The sequence below is a fragment of the Marinobacter sp. C1S70 genome, assembly GCF_000475355.1.
In the GTDB taxonomy this organism is placed as follows: Bacteria; Pseudomonadota; Gammaproteobacteria; order Pseudomonadales; family Oleiphilaceae; genus Marinobacter; species Marinobacter nauticus.
In genome coordinates this window covers 1-24027 of record NZ_AXBW01000044.1, presented here as the reverse complement: position 1 = coordinate 24027, position 24027 = coordinate 1, and the positions used below count along the sequence as shown (strand labels likewise).

Annotated in this window: 20 protein-coding genes and 1 pseudogene; 8 read left to right on the top strand and 13 right to left on the bottom strand. The window is 51.9% G+C overall.

What is annotated here, in order from left to right:
* Positions 1-76: 76 nt before the first annotated feature.
* Genes Q669_RS13780 through Q669_RS13770 form a run of 3 tightly spaced genes read right to left on the bottom strand, consistent with a single transcriptional unit; the run spans position 77 to position 3870 of the window.
* Entirely contained in the window at positions 77-1813 is a 1737-nt protein-coding gene (locus Q669_RS13780; protein ID WP_022992717.1) for an alpha-amylase family glycosyl hydrolase, read from the bottom strand.
* Positions 1810-3033, bottom strand: a complete 1224-nt coding sequence (locus Q669_RS13775) for a glycosyl transferase (protein WP_022992716.1) — start codon at positions 3031-3033, stop codon at positions 1810-1812. Before Q669_RS13775 ends, Q669_RS13780 begins: the two co-directional genes overlap by 4 nt.
* A 36-nt stretch (positions 3034-3069) precedes the next feature.
* Positions 3070-3870 (bottom strand): HAD-IIB family hydrolase, encoded by an 801-nt coding sequence (locus Q669_RS13770; protein WP_022992715.1) that lies wholly within the window; start codon positions 3868-3870, stop codon positions 3070-3072.
* Between the two features lie 80 nt (positions 3871-3950).
* Here Q669_RS13770 and Q669_RS13765 point away from each other — a divergent pair, with 80 nt between their 5' ends.
* Positions 3951-5405, top strand: coding sequence for a protein adenylyltransferase SelO (locus Q669_RS13765; RefSeq protein ID WP_022992714.1), 1455 nt, complete (start codon positions 3951-3953; stop codon positions 5403-5405).
* 7 nt (positions 5406-5412) lie between these two features.
* Here Q669_RS13765 and Q669_RS13760 read toward each other — a convergent pair whose 3' ends face one another.
* On the bottom strand, positions 5413-6741 hold the full coding sequence (locus tag Q669_RS13760) for an AmpG family muropeptide MFS transporter (RefSeq protein ID WP_200861805.1): 1329 nt from the start codon (positions 6739-6741) through the stop codon (positions 5413-5415).
* Positions 6742-6822: 81 nt separating this feature from the next.
* Positions 6823-7305 (bottom strand): YajQ family cyclic di-GMP-binding protein, encoded by a 483-nt coding sequence (locus Q669_RS13755; protein ID WP_011786031.1) that lies wholly within the window; start codon positions 7303-7305, stop codon positions 6823-6825.
* A 134-nt stretch (positions 7306-7439) separates the two neighbouring features.
* On the opposite strand from Q669_RS13755, the gene Q669_RS13750 reads away from it, so the two are divergent.
* Positions 7440-8411 (top strand): response regulator, encoded by a 972-nt coding sequence (locus Q669_RS13750; RefSeq protein WP_011786032.1) that lies wholly within the window; start codon positions 7440-7442, stop codon positions 8409-8411.
* A gap of 226 nt (positions 8412-8637) precedes the next feature.
* On the opposite strand, the gene Q669_RS13745 is transcribed toward Q669_RS13750, so the two are convergent.
* From Q669_RS13745 to Q669_RS13710, 8 genes and pseudogenes are all read right to left on the bottom strand, one after another.
* Entirely contained in the window at positions 8638-9651 is a 1014-nt protein-coding gene (locus Q669_RS13745; RefSeq protein WP_022992712.1) for an AraC family transcriptional regulator, read from the bottom strand.
* A 90-nt stretch (positions 9652-9741) separates the two neighbouring features.
* A complete protein-coding gene (locus Q669_RS13740; protein ID WP_011786034.1) occupies positions 9742-10953 on the bottom strand; it encodes an argininosuccinate synthase in 1212 nt (403 codons plus the stop codon).
* 133 nt (positions 10954-11086) lie between these two features.
* The gene (gene fliS, locus Q669_RS13735; RefSeq protein WP_022992711.1) at positions 11087-11491 is read right to left on the bottom strand and encodes a flagellar export chaperone FliS; all 405 of its coding nucleotides are present in this window, start codon (positions 11489-11491) and stop codon (positions 11087-11089) included.
* 63 nt (positions 11492-11554) lie between these two features.
* The gene (fliD, locus tag Q669_RS13730) at positions 11555-12961 is read right to left on the bottom strand and encodes a flagellar filament capping protein FliD (RefSeq protein ID WP_022992710.1); all 1407 of its coding nucleotides are present in this window, start codon (positions 12959-12961) and stop codon (positions 11555-11557) included.
* Between the two features lie 193 nt (positions 12962-13154).
* Positions 13155-13592 (bottom strand): flagellar protein FlaG, encoded by a 438-nt coding sequence (locus Q669_RS13725; RefSeq protein ID WP_022992709.1) that lies wholly within the window; start codon positions 13590-13592, stop codon positions 13155-13157.
* Between the two features lie 78 nt (positions 13593-13670).
* Positions 13671-14501, bottom strand: coding sequence for a flagellin (locus Q669_RS13720; protein WP_022992708.1), 831 nt, complete (start codon positions 14499-14501; stop codon positions 13671-13673).
* 166 nt (positions 14502-14667) lie between these two features.
* A complete protein-coding gene (locus tag Q669_RS13715; protein ID WP_022992707.1) occupies positions 14668-16758 on the bottom strand; it encodes a 6-hydroxymethylpterin diphosphokinase MptE-like protein in 2091 nt (696 codons plus the stop codon).
* Between the two features lie 97 nt (positions 16759-16855).
* Positions 16856-17970: pseudogene (locus Q669_RS13710) on the bottom strand (IS3 family transposase).
* Positions 17971-18257: 287 nt separating this feature from the next.
* Here Q669_RS13710 and Q669_RS13700 point away from each other — a divergent pair.
* The 6 genes from Q669_RS13700 (at position 18258) to Q669_RS20130 (ending at position 24012) form a co-directional block, all read left to right on the top strand.
* A complete protein-coding gene (locus Q669_RS13700) occupies positions 18258-19427 on the top strand; it encodes a flagellin (protein WP_022992703.1) in 1170 nt (389 codons plus the stop codon).
* A 219-nt stretch (positions 19428-19646) separates the two neighbouring features.
* Positions 19647-20417, top strand: a complete 771-nt coding sequence (locus Q669_RS13695) for a class I SAM-dependent methyltransferase (RefSeq protein WP_160170565.1) — start codon at positions 19647-19649, stop codon at positions 20415-20417.
* Positions 20414-21100, top strand: a complete 687-nt coding sequence (locus Q669_RS13690; RefSeq protein ID WP_022992701.1) for a cytidylyltransferase domain-containing protein — start codon at positions 20414-20416, stop codon at positions 21098-21100. The genes Q669_RS13695 and Q669_RS13690 overlap by 4 nt, the downstream gene beginning before the upstream one ends.
* On the top strand, positions 21097-23343 hold the full coding sequence (locus tag Q669_RS13685) for an N-acetylneuraminate synthase family protein (protein WP_022992700.1): 2247 nt from the start codon (positions 21097-21099) through the stop codon (positions 23341-23343). The genes Q669_RS13690 and Q669_RS13685 overlap by 4 nt, the downstream gene beginning before the upstream one ends.
* Positions 23344-23365: 22 nt before the next feature.
* Positions 23366-23713, top strand: a complete 348-nt coding sequence (locus Q669_RS20135) for a TylF/MycF/NovP-related O-methyltransferase (protein WP_022992699.1) — start codon at positions 23366-23368, stop codon at positions 23711-23713.
* A 38-nt stretch (positions 23714-23751) separates the two neighbouring features.
* Entirely contained in the window at positions 23752-24012 is a 261-nt protein-coding gene (locus tag Q669_RS20130) for a TylF/MycF/NovP-related O-methyltransferase (protein WP_413771511.1), read from the top strand.
* The last annotated feature ends 15 nt before the right edge of the window (positions 24013-24027 follow it).

Below are 24027 nucleotides of genomic sequence, written 5' to 3'. Positions count from 1 at the left end.
GCAGCCCCGATTATAACCACCGACTTGCAGAATACAAACCAACCATGCCTCATTCCTGAGGCATTCGCCTTAACGCTCAGCGTCTCTGCTGGTTGGACAACCACACACTCTGATACGGCTTCAGGGTGATTGACCCAGCCAGATCATCCACCTCCATTCCGGAGATCAAGTCTACCCAGCGATCCGTTCCGATCAGATTGATATCACTGAGCGCCACCTGCTGCACCTCGGGACTGATGTTATGGATACAGAACACCGATTGCTCCCGGCGCATGCTCTGGCGCCAGAACCCGAACAACTGCAACCCCAGGTGTAAGGTGAACTGCGTGGCGTTCGGATGGAAAGCAGGTTGAGCACGGCGTATAGCAATCAAGCGCTTCAGCTCCCGGAATGCCTTGCTGTGGTGGGTCAGTGGATCTGCGAGGGTTTCCTCCAGTTGCGACAACTGCCATTGACTGCGGTTAATGGAGCGCAGGCGCCCGGTATGCTCCACCCGCGCCTGATCGTTCTCCGTGGCCAGCAAGCTGTGAATATAAAAGGCGGGAATGCCCTCGAGAGCCAGCATGATGGTATGCGCACACAGGAATCGCGCGAGCTGCCAGTGGTCGGCACCGCCTTCTGCGGTTCCTTTGAGGGCATCCCAGAGCGCAATATTCATCTCATAGGGCTGATCCCGCCCGTCGGCCGTCCGGCGATAGGACACCTTACCCCCAAACGACTCCATGGTGTTGATCAGGCGTTGCTTTTCATCTTCGGTCAGCAGGCCATCTGTGGGCCGCAGACCAACGCCGTCGTGGGAAGCGATAAAGTTCAGATAGGTGGTGCCCAGCTGCGCCGGGGGCATACTCATCAGCCAGGTTTTCAGATGTCGGCAATTGCCGGTCACCAGCGTGTTGATCAGCAGAGGCGGCAACGAAAAGTTATAGATGGCATGGGCTTCGTTGGCATTGCCAAAATAAGTCAGGTTCTCCCGGTTGGGCACGTTGGTTTCGGTAATCACCACCGCGTCCGGCGTGTGATGTTCAATCAGCAAGCGCAGGATCTTGATCAGCTCGTGGGTTTGCTGCAGATGAATACACGGCGTGCCCGGCTCTTTCCAGATAAAGGCCACGGCATCCATACGGAAAATCATCACACCTCGTTCCAGGTATTGGCGGATGATCCCCGCAAACTCCAGCAGTACCTGCGGGTTGGCAAAGTTCAGGTCCACCTGATCTTCACTGAAGGTGCACCACACATAGCGCTCGCCGTCGTCGGTCTGCACCGGATTGAGCAAGGGCGAGGTACGTGGCCTCACTACCTGGCTGAGGTCGTCTTTCGGGTTGCCTTCAAAGAAATAGTCCTTACCCGGGTCGATGCGCTTCTTATAGTTTTCGAACCACCGGCTGCGGGCCGACATGTGGTTGATCACAAGATCGGACATCAACTTGTAGTCCCGGGCAATGGCCTCAATCTCCGGCCAGCCACCGTGACTCTCATTAACCGCCAGGTAATCCATCACCGAAAAGCCATCATCAGAGCTGAAGGGAAAAAACGGCAGTATGTGCACCGCGGAAACGGAGTCCTTAAGGCAGTCATCCAGGAAGCGCTTGAGCGTCACCAGCGGCTTCTCGTCCGGTTGCTGAAGCGTGTCCGCGTAGGTAATCAGCAACACATCGGTTTCGTCCCAATGGTTCTGGTGGGCCGGTGGGGCATCGGCATTGGGCTCCAGCCCCATGGTGGCCAGTAACTGTTCCGCCAGAAAGTCGCAATCTACCGAGGGATAGACGACCTCGAGCATACCTTGCAGCTTGCTCTTCAGTGGCTGAGTCATGGCCGATATTCCTGATTGTCCAGCTCAACAGCCTCCAGCAGTTGCTCACGAATGTCCGGAATGGCGCTGGTCACCCGGTTCCAGCTGGGGATAAAGGGGGTGTCCATGGGGTTATCCAGGAAGTAGGCGCCGGCGCGCATCACATTCTGGGCAAACAATTCCACTGCCTTTTCTTCCTTGTGCCGATCAAAGCCGAGCCCGTTGATCACGGCGTCGTTCTGATAGGTTTCCACAAAATCCAGAGCAATACGGAAATAGGTCGCTTTGATGGTGCGGAACTTCTCATTGGAGAACACCTCGCCATTGGTGGCCAGCTTTCGGAACAGGGCCTTGGCGATATCCACACTCATTTTGGACAGCCCTCGGCTGGCGTCCTCCGGCGAGAGATCCTGATGCTTGTGATCGTAGACATCAGCAATATCCACCTGGCACAGGCGATTAGTGGCGTAGTTTCGTTTCATCTCCGAGAGCACACCAATCTCCAGCCCCCAGTCACTGGGAATGCGCAGGTCATTGATGACATCCGTGCGGAACGAGAATTCTCCGGCCAGGGGATAACGGTAGCTGTCGAGGTAGTCGAGAAAATCGTTCGGGCCGCAGACTTTTTTCAGGGCACGGATCAGCGGGGTGACCAGCAGACGACTGACCCGGCCATTCATTTTGCTGTCGGCGACCCGGGCGTAATAGCCCTTACAGAACATGTAGTTGAATCCAGGGTTGGCCACCGGATAGATCAGCCGTGCCAGCAGGTCCCGCGAGTAGGTCAGAATATCGCAATCGTGCAACGCCACCGATTTGCTCACCCCTGAGGCCAGCACATAACCGAAGCAGTACCAGACATTCCGCCCCTTGCCCATTTCAGTGGGCGCGAGGCCCTGCTCGCGAAGTTTGAGGTCGATGGCCCGCAAACGCGGCCCATCGTTCCACAGTACCTTGAACGGCTGAGGCAGCTCGGAGAAGTACTCCAATGCGTGCCGGTATTGCGCTTCATCGGCACGATCGAGCCCGATCACGATTTCTTCCAGGTAAGGCACCTTTGCCAGCTCCTGGACAATGTGTTTCAGGGCGGGGCCTTCCAGCTCTGAATACAGCGACGGCAACACCAGTGACATAGGCCGCGCTTTACGGAACTGAAGCAGATCGGCCTCAATGTCCTCTACCGGTCGTCGCACAAGATTATGCAGGGTCGTTACTATGCCATTCTGGTAAAAGTCGCCCATGGCGCCTCTCCTTTACTTTTGGCCACACCAGGCGGCCTAGTAGCCGTACTCAAAAAGAAGATTGAGCACGCATTCGTTCCAACCCTCTGGGCCGGGTTTCAGGGAGCGCATGGGGTGCTTCTGCGATGGCAACTGGACCTGATCGCTGTTCACCCCGCGAATCACCACCGGGATATCCGCGGCCTCCAGCATGCGCTGGTCATTCGGGCTGTCGCCCAATGCGATGGTGACTATCGGCTCGCCCTGATAGTGCTCCCGGTATTGCTCCAGCAAAAAGCGGGCCCCCTCGGCTTTATCGAACCGCCCCATGGCGTGCCAGAAGCGCCCACCCTGCACCAGACGGAGCCCCTCACGCTCCAGCGCCGCACTGAATTGGTCCAGCTCCGGGTCACTGCCTTGCCAGATCAGCGGCTCCGTACCCAGGCGCTGCCGGGCCCGAGAGGCCTCCACCTCATCCAGGCCCGCAACCTCCGCCAGTTCCGCATCCGCCATATCCGAAAAGCCCCGAAACTGTGCACCCGCCCTCCTCTGCACCATAAGCGTGCGAAGGACCTGCTGGTGATCTGCTCCAAAATTCATCACCTGTTCTTCGGTGCGGTCCAGACAGCCCGCCGGGATAACCGCCGCCGCGCCGTTCTCGACGATAAAGGGGGCCCGTATGCCCATCGCGTTTTGCAGATGGCGCATCTCGGCGGCGGTTTTACTGGAGTTAAAAATCAAGGGGATACCGTTAGCGGCCAACTTTGCCATGGCCGGCGATGCGGCCCGCCAGCTGTAACTGTGATGGTCCAGCAAGGTGCCGTCCAGGTCGGTGAAAACTATCAGGTGTGGTTGCATTTGGTTCACCTGCTCTGCAATCTGTTGTTAGGCTTCAACCCTATACATACGCAGTATTCATACCAAAGCCAGGTCGTTTTATGAGCAACAACAGCTTTCAGGTGGAACATCGCTACCTGGAATTACCGGACAGCTTCTACAGCCAGGTACAGCCATCCCCCCTGTCTGAACCGCGAATGGTCTGCTTTAACCAGGCCCTGGCCAGCGATATGGGATTTCTGGTGCGGGATGAAAATGACTGGGCGGCCATTGGTGCCGGCGCCGAACTCCTGGAGGGGATGGACCCGGTCGCCATGAAGTACACCGGGCATCAGTTCGGCATGTACAACCCGGAACTGGGCGATGGCCGCGGCCTCTTACTTTGGGAAACCGTGGGGCCAGACGGCACACGCTGGGACTGGCACCTGAAAGGGGCAGGCACCACGCCCTACTCCCGCTTCGGCGATGGCCGGGCAGTACTCCGGTCAACCATTCGTGAATATCTGTGCAGTGAAGCCATGCATGGCCTGGGAATACCCACCACCCGGGCGCTGTTCATGATCAGCGCCAAAGACCCGGTGCGCAGGGAGTCCATCGAAACCGCCGCCGCTTTGATGCGGGTAGCGAAAAGCCACATCCGGTTTGGTCACTTCGAGTTTGCAGCCCACCATGAAGGGCCGGACGCCCTGAGAACATTGCTAGAGCATGTAATTGCCCTGCACTTCCCTCACCTGATCAGCTTGCCGGAGGACCAACGCTACGCCCGCTGGTTTGAGGAAGTGGTGGAACGCACCGCCAGGTTGATCGCGAAATGGCAGGCCGTTGGATTCTGCCATGGGGTGATGAACAGCGACAATATGTCGATTATCGGTGACACTTTTGACTATGGCCCCTTCGCCTTCCTGGACGATTTCGACGCCGGCTTCGTTTGCAATCACTCCGATCACGAAGGCCGCTATGCCTACAATCGCCAGCCCCAGGTAGGCTTTATCAACTGTCAGTACCTGGCCAATGCATTGTTGCCGATCATGGACGAGGATACCGTTCGCCGGGGACTTCGACGCTATGAAACCGCCTACAACGAGCATTTCAAACACCAGATGCTCGCCAAACTGGGGCTGGAGGAAGCGGAGGAGTCAGATATGGGCCTGATCATGGACACCTTCAGCACGCTCCACGAACACCGCGTGGACTACACCCGGTTTTTCCGCGGCCTGTCCAACCTGCACGGCCATGGCACCGCGCCGGTCCGTGATCTGTTCGCAGACCGCAGCGTGGCTGACGAGTGGCTGGAACGTTACGAAGCCAGACTGCAGAAAGAAACCCGTGGCCACGATGAACGGGAATACGCCATGCGCCGGGTAAACCCGAAGTACATTCTGCGCAACTACCTGGCCCAGCAAGTCATCCTGGAGGCGCAGAACGGCGACTATGAGCCAATGAAGGAACTGCTCAAGGTGTTGGAAAAGCCCTTTGATGAGCAACCAGAGTATGAGAAATACGCTGCCCTGCCACCGGACTGGGGGAAACATCTGAACATCAGCTGCTCTTCCTGAGCGGCCGCTATTTTACCAGGGCATCTTCCTCATGTTTGACTGGCGCCAGCGCATCCAGCCTGGCGCCGTGTCGCATCATAAACAGCACCAGAAGAATCGCGGGCACGCCCATCAATCCCGCAATCAGGAAGAACTCGGCGTAGCCAAAGTTCGCCACCACAACCCCGGAAAAGCCTCCCAGGAACTTGCCCGGCAGCGTCATCAGCGAGCTGAACAAGGCATACTGGGTGGCGGTGAACGAGGCGCTGGTCATGCTGGACAGCCAGGCAATCAGCGCCACATTGGCAATACCGCCACTGAGGTTATCGGCACTCACCACCAAGGCCAGCGCCGCGATATCCGGTGGTTGCTGGGCTAACAGTACAAACAGAAGGTTGGTCGCCGCCGTCATGATGGCACCCGCCAGCAGTATCCGGCGCACGCCATAGCGTACCACCAGCACCCCACCGACCATGGAGCCAACAATGGTCATAAAAAACCCGAACACCTTGGTGACATCGGCCACCTGGGTTTTACTGAAACCCATAAAATCCAGATAGAACGGATTGGCCATCACCCCCATGGCAATATCCGAAATGCGATACACCGCCACCAGCACCAGAATGGCCACCGCCAGCTCCCGATACCGACGGAAGAAGTCCAGAAACGGGCCAGCCACCGCGGCATAGAACCAGCCAGTTAACCTGGCCAGGCGTTCCGGTAGGTGGCTTCGTTTCTCCACCTCTTCCTCAATTCGATGGGCAATGTCCTGCGCAGCCGCAAAATGGTTTACTTCCGGCTCTTTCACAATCAGCACCGTCAGCGCACCCACACCCACCAGCGCTGCCATCACCTGGTACGACACTTCCCAGGACCAGAACTCCGCCACATACAGTGCACCGGCGCCAGCCACCAGCAACGCCAGCCGATAACCAAAGATGTATGTGGCCGCTAACGCCGCCTGCAGACGCTCCTGAGCAATCTCAATGCGATAGGCATCAATGGCCACATCCTGCGTGGCGGAGGAAAAAGCCACCAACAATCCGAACAGCGCCAGTGTCTCCGGAGCCGCCAGGGCGTCCGTCTGGGACATCAGGTACAACCCGGTGGCAATGCCCGCCTGAGCCAGCAGAATCCAGCTGCGGCGCTTGCCAAACAAGCGATCCAGCACCGGCAGTTTCAGCCGATCCACCACCGGCGCCCAGAACACCTTGATGGAATAGGTAATGCCAAGCCAGCTGAAAAAACCGATGGTGGCGGTCTCCACCCCAACGTCTGCCAGGCGGGCATTGAGGGTGGAAAACACCAGCAGAAAGGGCAGCCCCGCCGAGAACCCGAGAAACAACATGGCAATCACTTGCCAGCGGGTATAGGTGTAGGCGGTATCCCGAATCAGGACTACAACATTGGGGGGAAGATAAATAGGAGCCTCTCCGGATCAGTCGCGAAAGTTGTTGAACTGCAGCGGGATATCCAGTTCTGCCTCACGCAACATGGCAATGGCTTCCTGCAGGTCGTCCCGTTTCTTGCCGGTAACCCGTACCTTGTCGCCCTGGATGCTGGCCTGCACTTTCATTTTCTGCTCTTTGATCATCTTCACGATCTTCTTGGCCATGTCCGTTTCAATACCCTGCTTCAGGGTGAAATGCTGCTTCACCAGCTTGCCCGCTTTGCTTTCACCATCTTCGGACAGGGCACGGGTGTCGATGTTGCGCTTGGCAAAGGCCATTCGCATCATGTCCACCAGTTGCTCCAACTGGAACTCCTGCTCGGCGCTCAAAGTCAGGCGCTTGTCCTCCAGCTCGATGTCCGCCTCAACATTCTTGAAATCCCAGCGGTTACCCAGTTCACGCTTGGCCTGGTCCACCGCGTTGGTAACTTCGTGCATTTCGATTTCTGAAACAATGTCAAAAGAAGGCATAGTCGTTATTCTCCAAAGGCCACGGAGGGGTATACTGTGGCGACAATTTGATTACGGATGTTCGAAACCGCCAAGAATACCAAGAGCTGTGGCGAACCGCATCTGACAATGGACTGGTAAGAAGTAGACAAACAATGCCAAACCTCGATCTTCCCATTCTCGTAGTAGACGACGCCAAATTCAGCAGTATGGTGGTGGGCCGTACGCTGCGAAATGCCGGATACCGCGACATACGCATCGCCAACAACGCACCGGCTGCCCTGAAACTCATGGAACAACGCCCGGTCAGCGTACTGATTGCAGACTGGCTGATGCCAGAAATGGACGGCCTGCAGCTGACCGACCAGGTGCGCCAGCAAGACGAGCAGAACAACCACTACACCTATGTGATTCTGCTCACCGCCCGCGAGAGTGTGGAAGCCCTGTCGGAAGCGTTCGACCGGGGTGTGGACGACTTCATCTACAAATCAGACATGACCAAGCAGCTCATCCCCCGTATCTTTGCGGCAGACCGCATGGCAGACAGGCAGAACACCCTGCTGCGCGCCAACGCGCTGCTGGTGGAGAACAACCGGGAACTGGAATCCAGCAACATCATTGATCTGGAAACCGGGCTGACCAACAACAAATACGCGCGCCAGCGCTTGCAGAAAACCCTGCGCCACGCCGAATCCCGCGGCGGGTCAACCGCCTACGTCATGTGCGGCATCCGTAACTGGCAAGAGCTGAAGCGCAAACATCCGCCCAGCGTGATGAGCGAACTGTCGATCGGCATCGCCCGGCGCCTGAGCACATTGATTCGCCCGATTGATGCCCTGTGTAGGGTAGGTGATAACCAGTTTGCGATTGTCTCCTACTTTCCCAACAGTGATCACTGCACCACCACCGCGTTCCGGCGCATTTTTGACGGCATCAACCACAAAGCCCTGAAAACCACCGCCGGCTTCATCTCTGTGGAGGCCGGCATGGCCCTGTGCAAAGCCGATGCCCAGGACGGCACGCCAACAGTGCAGGATTTGGAGCGCGCAGCCGTACAAGGATTGGTAGATGCCTATGAAACCCGTCGTTTCACCGAAATCACCCCGGAGATACGGGAAGGTGTGTAGCGATCACAAACAGTAACACTGGGACACACTTCACAAACAGACAGGAAAGGCGATCAGGCTTATTCTGACATTGTGGAATCAAGCAGTATCCACCCATGGCGGAGGAGCCGAGTAGTACCTCCGCCGCCATATGGGTACCGCAGGTGGATTCCTCAGGATCAACGAATTTTTCAGGCACTTTCGTTCTTTCCGAATTTCTTAAGCCAGCTTTTATAAGCTGGCTTTTTTATTGCCTGCGAAAATCCCCCGGCGTCTTACCCGTCGCAGCCTTGAACTTTCGGTGAAACGACGTGGTTTCACTGTAGCCCAGGCGCAAGGCAATATCCGGAATACTCATGTCGGTATTCTGCAAATAGTCCTCCGCCATCTGCTGGCGCACCTCATCCAGCAACTTCTGATAAGACACCCCTTCCTGGCTCAGCTTTCGCTGTAAGGTACGGCTGGTCATTCCCAGATCCTCGGCGACCATATCCTGACGGGTAATGCCCTCGGCGAGCTGTTTCTGGATGCTTTGCTTTACCTTGCTGGTCAGATCCGTGTCGGTGTCGAGCAACGCCAATTGAGACAATGCATGGGCTTCCAGGGTTTTTCGCAATAGCGGGTCTGGCTGACGCAGGCGGGTTGCGAGCAGTGCCTGAGCAAAGGTGACACTGTCCTCCTCTGCATCAAACTGTACAGGGCATTGCCAGCGCACAGCATAGGCCTTCTCATGCTCCGGGCCGGGAGAAGGCCGCCTCAGGCGAACTTCCAGCGGCGTGGCGTCCGTGCTGTCTGCCAGCCATCTCGCATAGTTGATCCAGGAGGCAAAGACATTGTCCACCACCTGCGGCCACACCACAGGATCGGTAAAATTGCAGGTCCAGATCAGTGTCGCAGAATCGCCCTTCATCTTCAGGCGGGTGGTGCCCATATCCCCCACCAGCTTCTCATAGGGCGCAATACGGGTAACCGCTTCCCCCAACGTGGCGCAGCTCATGGTGATGTAACCCAGCACACTGTAGGAACCGGGTTGCACATAGTCGCCGGTCTCCAATCCCAATACCGGGTTACCGGTATGTTCGGCCAGCAAGTGAATAAATGCCTGGAGCTGTTCGCCGTCGATTCGGCCCTCATCGGAATCCAGGATCTCCGGCTTCAAACCCGCCTTTTCAAACAGCGGATCAACCGCGATACCTTTGGCATCGGCGTAGCGAACATACTGCCGCAAAGCGGCGACGGAAGCTGTGCCCAACGCATTCATGGTGACGACTTTCGTTGTTGGAATTGTTTGAAAAGTATAAACAAAAACGCCCGGTTATGAACCGGGCGTTTTCAGGGCATCAACAAACCATCAAAGCTTGCGGCCTTTGCCAGCGGCAATCCGCAGGCGCAGCGCGTTCAGCTTGATAAAGCCTTCCGCATCTTTCTGATCGTACGCACCCTGGTCTTCTTCAAAGGTGGCGATCTTCTCATCGAACAGAGAATCGTCAGACTTACGGCCGACCACGTCCACATTGCCCTTGTACAGCTTCAGGCGAACGGTGCCGTTCACGTAGTTCTGGGTCTGGTCGATCAGCGCCTGAAGAGCCTCACGCTCCGGGGACCACCAGTAACCGTTGTAGATCACCTCGGCATAGCGCGGCATCAGGCTGTCCTTCAGGTGTGCCACCTCACGGTCCAGAGTGATGGACTCAATGGCGCGATGGGCGCGCAGCATGATGGTACCACCCGGGGTTTCGTAACAGCCGCGGGACTTCATGCCCACGTAGCGGTTCTCGACGATGTCCAGGCGGCCAATACCATTTTCACCGGCCAGCTTGTTCAGGGTTTCCAGTACCACGTGGGGCTTCATTTCCTGACCATCAACGGCAACGATGTCGCCCTTCCTGTAGGTGAGTTCCACGTAGGTGGGCTTATCCGGCGCGGCTTCCGGAGACACACTCCAGCGCCACATGTCTTCCTCGGCTTCCGCCCACGGGTCTTCCAGGTTGATGCCTTCGTAGGAGATGTGCAGCAGGTTGGCGTCCATGGAGTACGGACTCTTGCCCTTCTTCATTTCCACCGGGATGTTGCGCTCTTCACAGTACTTGAGCAGCTTCTCGCGGGAGTTCAGATCCCACTCACGCCAGGGAGCGATCACTTTCACGCCCGGCTTCAGGGCATAGGCGCCAAGCTCAAAACGAACCTGGTCGTTACCTTTACCGGTAGCACCGTGAGAGATGGCGTCTGCACCCGTCTCATTGGCAATGTCGATCAGGCGCTTGGCAATCAGCGGGCGGGCGATAGAGGTACCCAGCAGGTACTCGCCTTCGTAGATGGTGTTGGCGCGGAACATCGGGAACACGTAATCGCGCACAAACTCCTCGCGCAGGTCCTCAATGTAGATTTCCTTAACGCCCAGCGCTTCGGCTTTCGCACGCGCCGGCTCCACTTCCTCGCCTTGGCCAATATCGGCGGTAAAGGTTACCACCTCACAGTTATAGGTATCCTGCAACCACCGAACGATGACGGAAGTATCCAGGCCACCGGAATAGGCCAGCACCACCTTTTTAATATCAGACATGCCCTTGCTCCAGACTGAACAGAATGGATGTGTTGAAAAGAAGGGCAACATTGTACGGGATGGCGGGGGGAATGGCTATAAAGCCCCTACCCTGCCAAAGGATAGGGGCGCTATGGAAGGCAAAAGTGCCGGTTTAGCCAGCGGCCTGGGATTGCTGGGTTACCACTTCTTCGCGGATGCCGTCCCAGCCTTCTTTGATTGAACGAAGTAATTCAATCACTTCATCCAATTTCGCAATATCATTCTTGGCGTTGGCCTGCGACAAAGCACGCTCCATATAGTCATAAAGCGCCTCTAGTCTCACCGCTAAGTCGCCACCGTTATCAAAGTCCAGGAAACCGCGCAGTCCTCCAATAATTTCAAGAGCCTTGCAAATGAGCTTGCCCTTGCCCTCAAAGTCCCTTGCCTGAATCCTTGCCTTTGCCATGTTTATGCGCTCAATGGCTCCGCTGTAAAGCAGCTGAATCAGTTTGTGCGGGTCTGCATCAGTGATACTGGTTTGGGTGTTTACGCGCTGGTATGCCTGTAAACCGTTCATAATCAACCTCTTTCCGCGATATTCTTTGCCGTTTTAGGGACGACAGAAATCAAACTTTCACCTTTAATTACCGCTACTATTCTGCGGCGCCAAAGCTGCCAATTGCTGCTGTACATAATTGCCGGTACTTTGAATCTGAGAAATCAACTGATCTGCCGCAGAAAATTGCCGAATCAACCTTTCCTCATAACTAGCGATCCGGTCATCTAGCTCAAAACGCTCATCTTCAATACGCTCAAGTGTCTTGCTGAGACCTTCTGTTCGGTTTGCCAGCGTGCCGTCACTGGCCAAAAACTTTTCAACCGAATCCACCATCTGGCGTGCAATTCCATCCCCACTTTCCGACTCAGAAAAAAGCGCCGTCACCCCATCCGGATTAGCTTTTAGCTGCTCTTTGAACTTAGTCTGATCAAATTCAAGCTTACCACTGCTCGGATCCGTCGTGATGCCAATATCTGCCAACATACGAACCGGCGAATCTTCCAGCCCCGTCGGAACTGACGTCAGCATTTGGCGCAACTCGCTCTGAATGGCACGGATCGCCGAATCACCATTCAAAACCCCGCCTCTTTCAGACGCAGGGTTGTATCCGGCAACACTTTTAACCTGATCTTGGAGCGTATTGAACTTGTCGACGAAGGCCTGCACCCGGCCAGTCACCTCATCAGGATCTTGAGCAATTTTAACCGTTGAGGTTCCGGTTTCCGTCAGAGTGAAAGTGACACCATCAACAACGCCCTCGACAGTGTTGCTCGACCGCGTCACTTCAATACCGTTGATATCCAAAATCGCATCTTTAGCAGCTACGGTTTGCTGCATATTAGAAGTAACGCCATCAAAGACAAACTGAGACAAGCCACTCATGTCGATGTCATTACTATCGTTATCTGCCACCGAAATCGAGATCTCATTGGCGGTACCAGATTCATCCGACGACATTACCAATCTATAACCACTACCGGTGTCCACGATACCCGCAGAAACTCCGGCATTTGCACCGTTAATGGCTTCAGCGATTCCCTCAAGAGTATTATTAGACTCGTCAATGACAATATCCGTTGCATTGCCTCCCACGTTCAAGGTCAACGTACCGGTTCCGACTGGAGTGGTATCACGATCCGTAAATTCAGTAGAAGCCAAAGACTGAGCACGAGCCAACTGTTTCACATCTAGGTTATAACTGCCCCTGTTCGCTTCAGAAGACTCAACATTGACACGAACTACGGATTCATTCGATGAAGAAGCAGTATACGCGCTCATACTGTCAGACTTGCTCAGCGCTTCCATAGGAGAGCGCAGAGCTTCAAGAGCACTACGAATCCGTCCATAGGCAGAAATTTTTGCCTGGGTCTCAGATTCTCGCCGGTCGAGACGCATTTCAGTTGGCGCGCGCTCTGCCTCAATGAGCTGGTTAACCAGATCATTGGTAAAAATACCCGAACCGGCTCCTAACGATGAAATTGCTGCCATAAATCTGCCTCCTAAAAAGGCTTTTGCTACGACCTAGTTAACGGCCGAAGGCGGCAAAGCTTTGCCACTTTCTCAACGATTTAATGTTACAGTTCGTAACAACAAAACCAGCTATAAACAAAATCACCGCCAGATCCTTGCGGATGCGGCGGCGCTGAACAACCGTAACCCAATGCCGGCCAGCGGCAAAAAATCACACCTTCACATTGAATAACGTCAGCGGTTCATCCTGCTGCAATTTTTCTGCCAACCTCAAAGCAACCTCATCCGGAATCTGGCGAATAACTTCTTGAGTCTGTTGATCAACTACCTTGACGATGGTTTGCCCTCGTTCGCTATCCACCTCGAACTGCAAGTCCCTGCTGACCGACTGCACGTAATCGTTCAACTGAGACACCGCCTCATTCAATTGCCCGGCCGGTTCAACAGACCTCGCCATCACTTCGCCTGCCCCGGGCAACTCCTGGGGCTTAAGCGACTCCATCCGCGACGCTTGCTCAACTGATGAGGCTACTACCTGAGCGGAGACGAGACTACCGTCGTTCTGAGGCGACGCGTTTGCCCGAGCCGGAGACTGGCTACCGTAACGCACCAATTTGAGATCCGGGCTATTCAGGTTCACGTCATTCATGACTCACCTCACTTTCCTGATACGGCGCAAGCCGGCTCTCCTACATGGAAGAGCCGACGGTTCACCGTGCTACCCCAATTACTGCAGGAGGGATAGAACCTGATTTGGTCGAGCATTAGCCTGTGCCAGCACTGAGATACCAGCCTGCTGCAATACATTGGCCTTGGCCAACTTCGCCGATTCCGCGGCAAAATCTGCGTCCAGAATCCGACTTTGTGATGCGCTCAAATTTTCAATACTATTACCAAGGTTCGAAATCGTACTTTCAAACCGGTTTTGTACCGCACCCAGAGTTCCTCGCAAACCGTTAACGGTGTCGAGAGCCGCATCTACTTGGTCCAGCAAGGTTTGAGCGCCAGACACTGTAGAAGCCGTCGATGTGACGCTCAATCCACCAGCGGAAACCGCAATTGCGGTATCAATGCTAATTGAGATGCGATCCACTGCTGAATTATTAGCACCGACTTGGAATTGTTGTGACGTGAACGCGCCATCTAACAAGGCCGTGCCATTGAATTTTGTAACCGAGCCAATACGATCTATCTCATCTTTACGCTGAGCAACCTCTTGATTCAAAGCAATACGGTCTTTGTCACTGTTAGTGGCGTTCGCAGACTGTACCGCCAGCTCACGAATTCTCTGCAGGTTATTGGTCACCTCATCCAAAGCGCCCTCTGCCGTTTGCGCTAGAGAAATTCCATCATTGGCGTTCCGCTGAGCAACCGTCAACCCTCGAATCTGGGCGTCAAACTTGGTCGCGATCGCCAAACCCGCAGCATCATCTTTTGCGGAGTTAATCCGAAGACCGGAAGAAAGGCGCTGCAGAGCTTGATCACCTAAGTTTTGAGATTTTCCAAGCTGGTTTTGGGCGTTGATAGAGGCAACGTTGGTATTGATACCCAGAGCCATAGTATTTCCCCTTAATAACAAGTCATCACTTCGAGAAAAGGTCGTCGCCGAGAAACGCACCTTGTAGCTAGCGCGACCCTGTTATCTGACTTAACGACCGCACCAAGCGATGCTTTAGAAAAAAACGACACTCTTTTGTTAAACTTTGTAAATTGAGGCGGCTGAGTTATGACCACCCCGGCTCCTTTGACTCGAAATTCATTTTCATCCAAGGATCTTCTTCCAATCGCTCTTGCTCAGCTACAACCCCCGAAAAATGCTCGGCAACTTCATCAAGGAACTTCAACAGCCCCTCCCGCCAGGTTGTCATAAAAGCTGGCAGATCCTCATCCTCGCAGGCGAAACCATGACATAAAGCCACATGTACAAAATGCAGCACTGTTCCGCCTAAAACCCAACTTTGGTACTGCTGCGCCGCAGTAACCGGTTTTTTTTCCGTTAACCCGGAGGTTTTGGATACAAGACGGAGCGTATTCGCAAGCAAGGCCAAGTCCTTGCGGCCACGTAAACGCTCTTTTGAGATTATTTTTTTCAGAAGCGCCGCCCCCCTCTCCAATTCGCCTTCCACAGATGGCATGGCATCATCGAGGGTGGACCTGGAGATGCTCCGGCTGTTGCTCTCGATTAGATTTTCAAGGTCAGTCATCTCATCGTGAGTAAAGCGATTTACGGTTGACTCAAATTCATGTGGAGCCAACCAAAGTGCGCCCTCAACTGCAGCGCCATCTGAACAGTTGAAAACCTCTGTCTCTGGCGTCTTTCTTGCTATTTCTCGAAGAAAACCCTCAACATTGACCTTTGCTGCATAATAATCGAAGCGGGTTTGAACCACCCCAATTCCAGAGGCCGCAGGCACTGAGAAATCCTGCCTTTTAGATTCGCCTACCCACTTACGAAGCCCAGCCGCTACCTCACCGACAGCTTTTTCGCCATATACCGAATATGACGAATGATCATGAGCATTATCTACATAACCAAAATCCGTCCCGAGCATGAATATCTTTCTACAACCCAAGGTATGAAGTATCGATAACGCTGCATTTACACAGGTCGGGTTACAATTAACAAATCCGTCCTGACCAACACCAGCCAACCACGATAGAGCGCTATCAAACCTATAAAATGTGTAGGCTCGGCCAAACAACGAAGCAACCTTGGGATTGACTTCATTGCCCGCCAACAACGTGATTTCCTTCAACAGATCACTGCCAAGTTCTGAATGAAGCTCGTAGATCATGTAATTCGGATCTAGTTCAACATGCAAATCAGGCTTTATCCCGGCGGTTAAAAGCGGCCGAAGCCCTGTACCGGCACTAACAACGACAACCCGATCCCTGATCGCCACGAGGCTGCTTAATCGTTCATCTAACGAGGGTCCACTGCCAACGATTACTACCGGCTTGTTGTGACCACTGAGGTTTCTCCGTGGAAGATACTTGATTCCAAGGCGACAGTTGGCCATTGAATTTTTTAGGCGCATCAACTCGTCGTCGTAGTTCGACCAGCTCGCAGCAACAAGCGCAAGGTCCCGACCAACATCCATAGCGACTCTCGCTAACTCAATGTCCGCTAGGTGGTTATAGTAGAGCGTTGTGTAAGGATAAAGTGGGACACTATGGGCCAAATGCCGGGATAATAGATCCCTCAGTTCCATCTCGCTGGAGGCAAAACCGATCGCGAAGTTTAAGGAAAAACCTTTCTTTTGAAAGGTAGAACAGATCTTTGCCCAGTCTACGGTGAACAAGCTCAACGCAAATTTTTCAGGCTCCCTCTCCACCACAATGGCGTTAACTATTGTCGCTTGCTCAACCATCGATTCGATATGGAATCCTAAGCCACACCCCAGGAAAACAATCGAAGGAAACACGCTGCCACGCTTATAGCCTTGAAAATTTTCAGGGGTTACTGGACTCATCTCTATAATTCTTTGAATGCTACGCGCTGCAAACCTCTGTTTATTGTAAGAACTAGGCCAAGCCGGACTATACGTCAGGAACCTCCTATCCGGGCGATGCTCATTTAAAAAGTCACGCACCTCGTCACGTGAGTATTCACGCGCGAGCCCTCGATAGCATGACCGGCCATCGAACGTCATATCGATATCCTTTTCACCAGGAGTGACAACCAACTCGGCGCGGGTCAGCATCAGGTTGTCAAGCATCTGATAGATGCGCGGAAGATGAACCTTGAAATAGTTGAGATTCTTCTCCTTTTGCTGCAGGTATATGCGCGCCGGATCATCTTGATGGCTCACCATTAGGGCTATCTCCGTAAATTCCAAAAATATGTTTCAGGCTGGCATGTACTTTGCCAAAACAGGTTGTTTTTTACCACGCGTTTAACAATTGTAGTGGTCAACTAATCCCGGCCAGTATTTTAAGGTTTTCCTCAGCCGCAACGGGCGAAATGCCACCGTTGAATACGTGAGGCCGCTGCCGGTTGTAGTAGTCCATCAAGTAGCTCCCAACATCCTTATTTCAGGCTCCGGAATAGCCTTTCCATCGGTGCATTGTCCCAGCAGTTGCCGCGCCGGCTCATGCTTTGTGTCATTCGATAGCGCCAGAGCCTCTGACGGAACTTTCGACTGGCGTACTGACTTCCCTGATCCGAGTGGAAAATGACTTTCTCTGGACGACCACGCTGTTCCCAGGCGTGATCCAGAGCTTTTACAACCAGGTCCGCATCCGGACTGGACGACATGGCCCAGCCAACAACCCGGCGAGCGTATAGATCCAGCACCACCGCCAGATAACTCCATCGCTGGCCGCTCCAGATGTAGGTGATGTCGCCACACCAGACCTGGTCGGGTTGCTCTACCGTAAACTCACGATCCAGATGATTCGGGATATCCGGTCGCTCAACGCTGGCCTGTTTATAGGCATGAGGGCCTGGCTGTTTACAGATCAGCCCCAGCTCGCTCATCAGTCGTCGAACTTTGAAGCGACCGACGACAACGCCTTCCTCGCGGAGCAAGCCTTTGATTGTGCGGCTGCCGGCAGAACTGCGGCTCCTGGTAAACAGGCGTTTCATCTGAGCCTTCAGGGCCAAGCGCTCCACATCCACACGGTTCCGCCGTTGACGGTACTCGTAATAGCTAGAACGGCTGATTTCAAACGCTTCACAGACCAGTTCAATTGACTCCTGCTCTCCCAACCGGCCTATCAGCGCGTACGATTCATTTCGTCCGACATCAAGAGAGCTGTAGCCTTTTTAATATTTCCTTCTCTCGCTCCAGGCGATTGCAGCGGGCTTCCAGCTCTTGAATTCGGCGCTGCTCCGGGGTTAAGGCCTTACCCTTCGGGGTGACACCTTTACGCTCCTCCGTGAGTTGTTGAACCCAACGCCGAACGGCACTTTCACCGACTCCCAGGGACACATTGGCCTGCGGAATCGTGTAACCTTGATCCAGCACCAGGCTGGCTGCTTCCTGTTTGAACTCAGGAGAAAAAGAACGTCGCTTTCTGGTCATCAGACACCTCGTTTATGGTGGCGATTTTACCACCTACGTTGGTGCCCAAAATCATTGAACCACTACATATCAACTCATGAAGACGGCAATAGCTTGCCGTCAAAATTTCACCGCACCTTCCTTCCGGACTTCTTAGAAAACCATATCCAACTGTATTAATTAATTTTTTTTACATCTGGCACGATCAAAGCATCCAGCAAAACAAACGAGCATTATCCTACTAGTCAAACAGGCGATACCGTCTTGAGGTATTGCCAATCCCAGAGCACCGATGCAGGGAGATCCAAATGCCTCAGGTAATAAACACCAACATTGCGTCACTGAACGCACAAAGAAATCTGAACTCCTCTCAAAATGATGCGAACACCGCGTTACAGAGACTTTCTTCAGGATTGAGAATTAACTCGGCGAAAGACGATGCTGCTGGACTTGCTATTTCCGAACGTTTTCAATCGCAAATTAAGGGTATCGATGTTGCCATTAGAAACGCCAACGACGGGATTTCATTGGCACAGACGGCGGAGGGCGCTTTGGATGAGGTGACTTCTAACTTGCAGCGAATTCGTGAGCTAGCCGTTCAGTCAGCTAATGCGACAAACAGCCCTTCTGACAGGGAAGCTCTGAACCAGGAAGTCCAACAACGTATCCAAGAGATTAACCGGATTGCCAGCCAAACCTCATTTAATGGTTTGAAGATACTTGATGGCAACTTCAACACCCAGACGTTTCAGGTGGGAGCAAATACGGGCGAAACGATCAGCGTAAGCGGCCTTGATGCTCGCGGTAACATGATAGGTGGCGTGGTGAACGAAACAAGCGGCATACTCTCACTGACAGACGCTTCATCAAAGACATTGGGAGACATCTTTAACGATGGCGAAACCACCAATTTGACTGTTGACATCTCGGGTGTCAGCGGTGCTTTCCCATCGATTAGCATTACTGCAGCAGGCTCATTACAAGATGTCGTCGGTGCCATAAATGCCGAAACTCGAAATACGGGGGTCAGTGCATACCTAAACAGAACCAACAACGAAATTTTGCTATCGTCTCAGTTTGGTGAACAATACTCGATAGACATCGGAGTGAATGGCGGCACAGCCCTCTCTGGGATAGCATTGGATCCAGCAACAAATACCATTTCAGTCAATGATACGGACGTCTCGGATCAAGCCGGAGCTGACCTAGCTATGATCAACGTCGACTACGCGATCGAAACGATTAACGGCTATCGTGCCCAACTCGGTGCAGTTCAAAACCGGTTCGAATCAACCATTGCAAATCTCAGCACTACCTCAGAAAATCTGTCTGCGTCGAACAGTCGAATTCGAGATGCAGACTTTGCCAAGGAGTCTGCTGAACTAGCAAGGACGCAGGTACTGCAACAGGCGGGCCTGTCAGTGCTAGCGCAAGCAAACGCGCGCCCCCAACAGGTACTACAGCTTCTCCAAGGGTAAATTGGGCATCCCTAGAAAGGGGGCTCAACCTTCCCCTTCCTAGGCGGAACCAAGAGCTGCCCCATCATTCAAAGGACATGTTAAGCTATACCCAGTTGAAATGTAGTGAGGCTCAATATGCAGCCCAAAGCTGTTTTTCAGGCCCTAATGGAGGGGGATTTTCTTGACCCCAAAAGGGCAACTATAATTTGGGAACGATGCCGGGATAGAGAGATACTCGTGTTCGAGGATGAGAGATCTGGTGTAATCTATCTGGATCCGTCTCATACCGGCAACCCTCCTGACTACTACAAAACGAAAAACGTCCCTTCGGGTATCAAACCCAGAAATGACATGGACGTGGCAGACACTGATCGCCGAGATCAATTGTTAAAGCCAATAATAGCTAACAAGCGTTGGCTGGACTTCGGTTGCGGTGCAGGTTTTCAACTTCGAAAGAGCCATGAGTATGCATATGATCTTCTGGGTTTCGAGCTGAATGCGAATAATCTAGAGTCACTTAAAGCCGACGGACACACAGTAACCGATTCTCCTAAAGAGATAATCAAATTCAGACCCGAAATTATAAGCCTGTTCCATGTCCTCGAACATTTGGATGACCCAATTTCACATCTAGAGTTTCTGCAGAAATCCTCCGCTCCTGGCGCTAGGCTTGTGGTTGAAATTCCCCACGCACGGGATTGGCTACTTCATCACGGCCCCAGCTCATTCAAAGATTTTACTTTCTGGTCAGAACACCTTGTTTTACACACCAAAGAGTCACTACGGTATATTTTAGAGGAAGGTGGATGGTTGGTAGATGAGATAATTAACGTTCAGCGCTACCCCTTGTGGAATCACTTAGCATGGTTCGAACTAAACAAGCCAACAGGAATAGGCCGGAGCGCACTTGATGAAAGCAGCCGTCAACTCGCCAATGCCTATCAAGCCTTTCTCGCTGCTCGAAACCAAACTGATACCCTCGTTGCACTAGCAAGGAGCAGACCTTGAATAATAGATACATAGCTCTGATTCCTGCTCGATCAGGCTCTAAAGGTATACCAAATAAAAATATACTAAACCTATTGGGTCAGCCCCTGATTTTCTGGAGCATTCAACAGGCATTGGCCTGCACAAAAATAGCCGAAGTGTTCGTTTCGACAGATTCCCCGGCGATCGCTGATATTGCCAAAAGAAATGGAGCTAAAGTTCCGGAACTGCGCCCTGCTCACCTCGCCGAAGACGCCACTCCGACCGAAGATGTAATGCTGCAAGTTGCCCAAGATTGGCTCGACTGGGAACCGAATACAGTAATGATATTACTTCAACCCACCTCGCCTTACCGGCGGCCGGGTACGATAGCAAGCGCAATTGAGCTTTTTGAAAAACAAAATGCCGATTCTCTCGTATCTGTGTGTGAAAGCCACTCGTTTTTCTGGAAGAACCCATCGATGCCTTCAGCACAGTACGATTACATGTCAAGGCCGCGCCGGCAAGATCTGGCTCCTTCTGAGCGACCGTACAAAGAAAATGGATCGATATATATGACACGACTTCCGATCCTCAAGGCGTTCGGTAATCGCTTGGGCGGAAAAATAGTAATGTTCTGTATGACTGAACAAGAGTCTTGGGAGATCGACTCTCCAACGGACTTTAAAATAGTTGATATGTTGATGCAGCAGGAAAAGCGATGATAATAGAACGCAACATAACGCCTTATACTGTTTTTGCAGACGACGAAATCAGCATTGCTCTACAAAAAATAAGTGCAAACAAAAGCGGGTTCGTTTTTGTTGTCGCGTCCAATGGAGTATTAGAAGGCATTCTCACCGACGGAGATTTTCGTAGATGGTTATTGAGAACAGAGAACTTTGATCTTACGCAACCGGTTTCGGTGGCTGCAAATTGTAACTTCATCCACGCTGCAGAAACTTCATCCAACTCGAAATTAGAGGAACTACTCTCGTCAAGAGTGAAATACCTACCTCTGCTTGATTCAAACCAGAGGCTCGTAGCGATGGCGCTGCATGAAAAGGCGTCTATCGAAATAGATAACTTCTGCATACACGAACTCAGTAAAACCTTCATAATTGCAGAGATTGGAAACAATCATAATGGAGACATCCTGCTGGCTAAGCGACTTGTTGACGAAGCCGTAAAGGCTGGCGCCGACTGTGCGAAATTTCAACTTCGCGATATGGAGTCAGTTTACAGAAATGCATCAGACGACGGCGAGGATCTAGGAGCTGAGTATACACTTGATTTACTGAATCGGTTCCAGTTATCAAAACACGAAATGTTTCAAATCTTTGACTACTGTAAAGAGAAAGGCATACTTCCCCTATGTACTCCGTGGGACGAATCAAGCTTAGAACGGCTTGAAAGTTATGGCATGTCAGCTTACAAGGTAGCGTCAGCGGATCTCACCAATCATGACCTTCTACAAAAGCTAACCGGCACTGGAAAGCCTTTAATATGTTCAACAGGAATGTCAACTGAACGGGAAGTGAAAACAGCTATAGACTTATTAGATAGATCAGGTTGCCAGTACATTCTATTGCACTGCAACTCTACTTATCCTGCTCCATTTAAAGATATAAATCTCAGGTATTTAGAACGACTAAAAGAACTTAGTTCTTCTGGCATTGTAGGATACTCTGGACATGAGAGAGGCTCCGCTATTGCAATCGCAGCAGTAGCATTGGGCGCAAAAGTAATAGAAAAGCATTTTACTCTTGATCGTTCAATGGAGGGAAATGATCATAGAGTTAGCCTCCTACCAGATGAATTCCGCCTTATGGTTGAAGGAATTCGAGAAGTGGAACAAGCTCTCGGGAAGAAATCAGAACGCTATGTAACCCAAGGAGAGATGATGAACCGAGAGGTTCTCGGAAAGAGCATCGTCGCCAAGAGAAGAATCTCAAAGGGCTCAATCATAACTGACATGGATATTGAAGTACGTAGTCCCGGCAAGGGAATTCCTCCTTACCGAAAAAATGAACTTATTGGAAAGCCCTCAGATCGTAACATTGAAAAAGGCGACTTCTTCTATGTTTCAGACTTAAGAAAAACCAAGATAGAACCTAGAAACTATAGCTTCTCTCATCCTTTTGGAATTCCAGTTCGGTATCACGACTTTAAAAATCTTGTTCCACTTTCGAACTTAGATCTTGTCGAGTTTCATCTCAGCTATCGAGATCTTGAGCTATCCCCATCAGATTATCTTGACCCAAACGGTTACGAGCTAGACCTAATTGTTCACAGTCCTGAGCTTTTCTCTGGTGATCATATTTTAGACTTAAGTTCCCCGGACTTTAAGTATCGTAATCGATCAATCGATGAGCTTCAAAGAGTAATAGAGGTGACGCGAAAACTAGAGCCATATTTTAACACCAAGCATGACACGCTAATAATCGTAAACGCTGGAGGGTTTACCCAAAATGGATTTATTGCTAAAGCACTAAGATCGGAGTTTTATGAGCGGGTTGCTAACTCTTTATCAAAATTGGATGCGAAAGGAACCGAAATTATTATCCAAACCATGCCACCTTTTCCTTGGCACTTTGGGGGACAAAGTTTTCACAACTTATTTATGGAGCCAGATGAAATTGTAGAATTCTGCAAAAAGTATAATTATCGGATCTGCCTGGACACCTCACATTCAAAACTACTATGTAATCATATAAAGATGGACTTTTCTCGCTTCATAAAAATGGTTTCACCGTTCACCGCGCATCTTCACATAGTAGACGCAAAGGGAACCGACGAAGAAGGCCTACAGATCGAAGAAGGAGAGCTTGATTTTTCCTCATTAGCGCGCAATCTCAATAAATTTTGTCCAAACGCTTCATTCATTCCAGAAATCTGGCAAGGTCATAAAAATTCCGGCGAGGGTTTTTGGGTTGCTCTTGAAAGGCTAGAGTCGTTTAACATTTAAATTAAAGGTTCGGAACTTTACAATGACGGCAATCGGATTCGAAAAATCAAAGGCATTCTATTACGAGAATGGTTTCTATCTTACCTCCGACCCTAAAAGGCTTCACAAACTCATAAGCCACTATGAACTCTATAAAAAAATTATTGATTTACCAGGCGAAGTTGTCGAATTCGGAGTCTTCAAAGGCGCATCACTAATTCGATTTGCCACATTCCGAGAATGCTTGGAAACATTCAGTTCCAGGAAAATCTTTGGATTTGATGCATTCGGAGATTTTCCAGTTCCGAATGATGGAGTGCAGTCCGACCCCAAAAATTCATATCGGAATTCTCTCAAATTGCAGGCAAAGGCATTCCAGAATCTGAATTAACATTACGCTTAGACGACAAAGGTTTTAAAAATATCGAATTGATTAGCGGAGACATTCTTCAAACAGCCCCCGCTTTTTTGTCCGAAAATCCTCACATTCGGGTTGCACTCTTACACATAGACTTAGATGTCTATTCTCCAAGTAGGCTCGCGTTAGATCTTTTCTATCCCCGCATGGTAAGTGGCGGATTAATTGTGCTTGACGATTATGGTACTGTCGAAGGAGAAACCGTTGCGGTCGAAGAGTTTCTTTCTGACAAAAACCTGAAATTAAAAAAATTACCACTAACTAACACCTGAATCCGTGACTTCAAC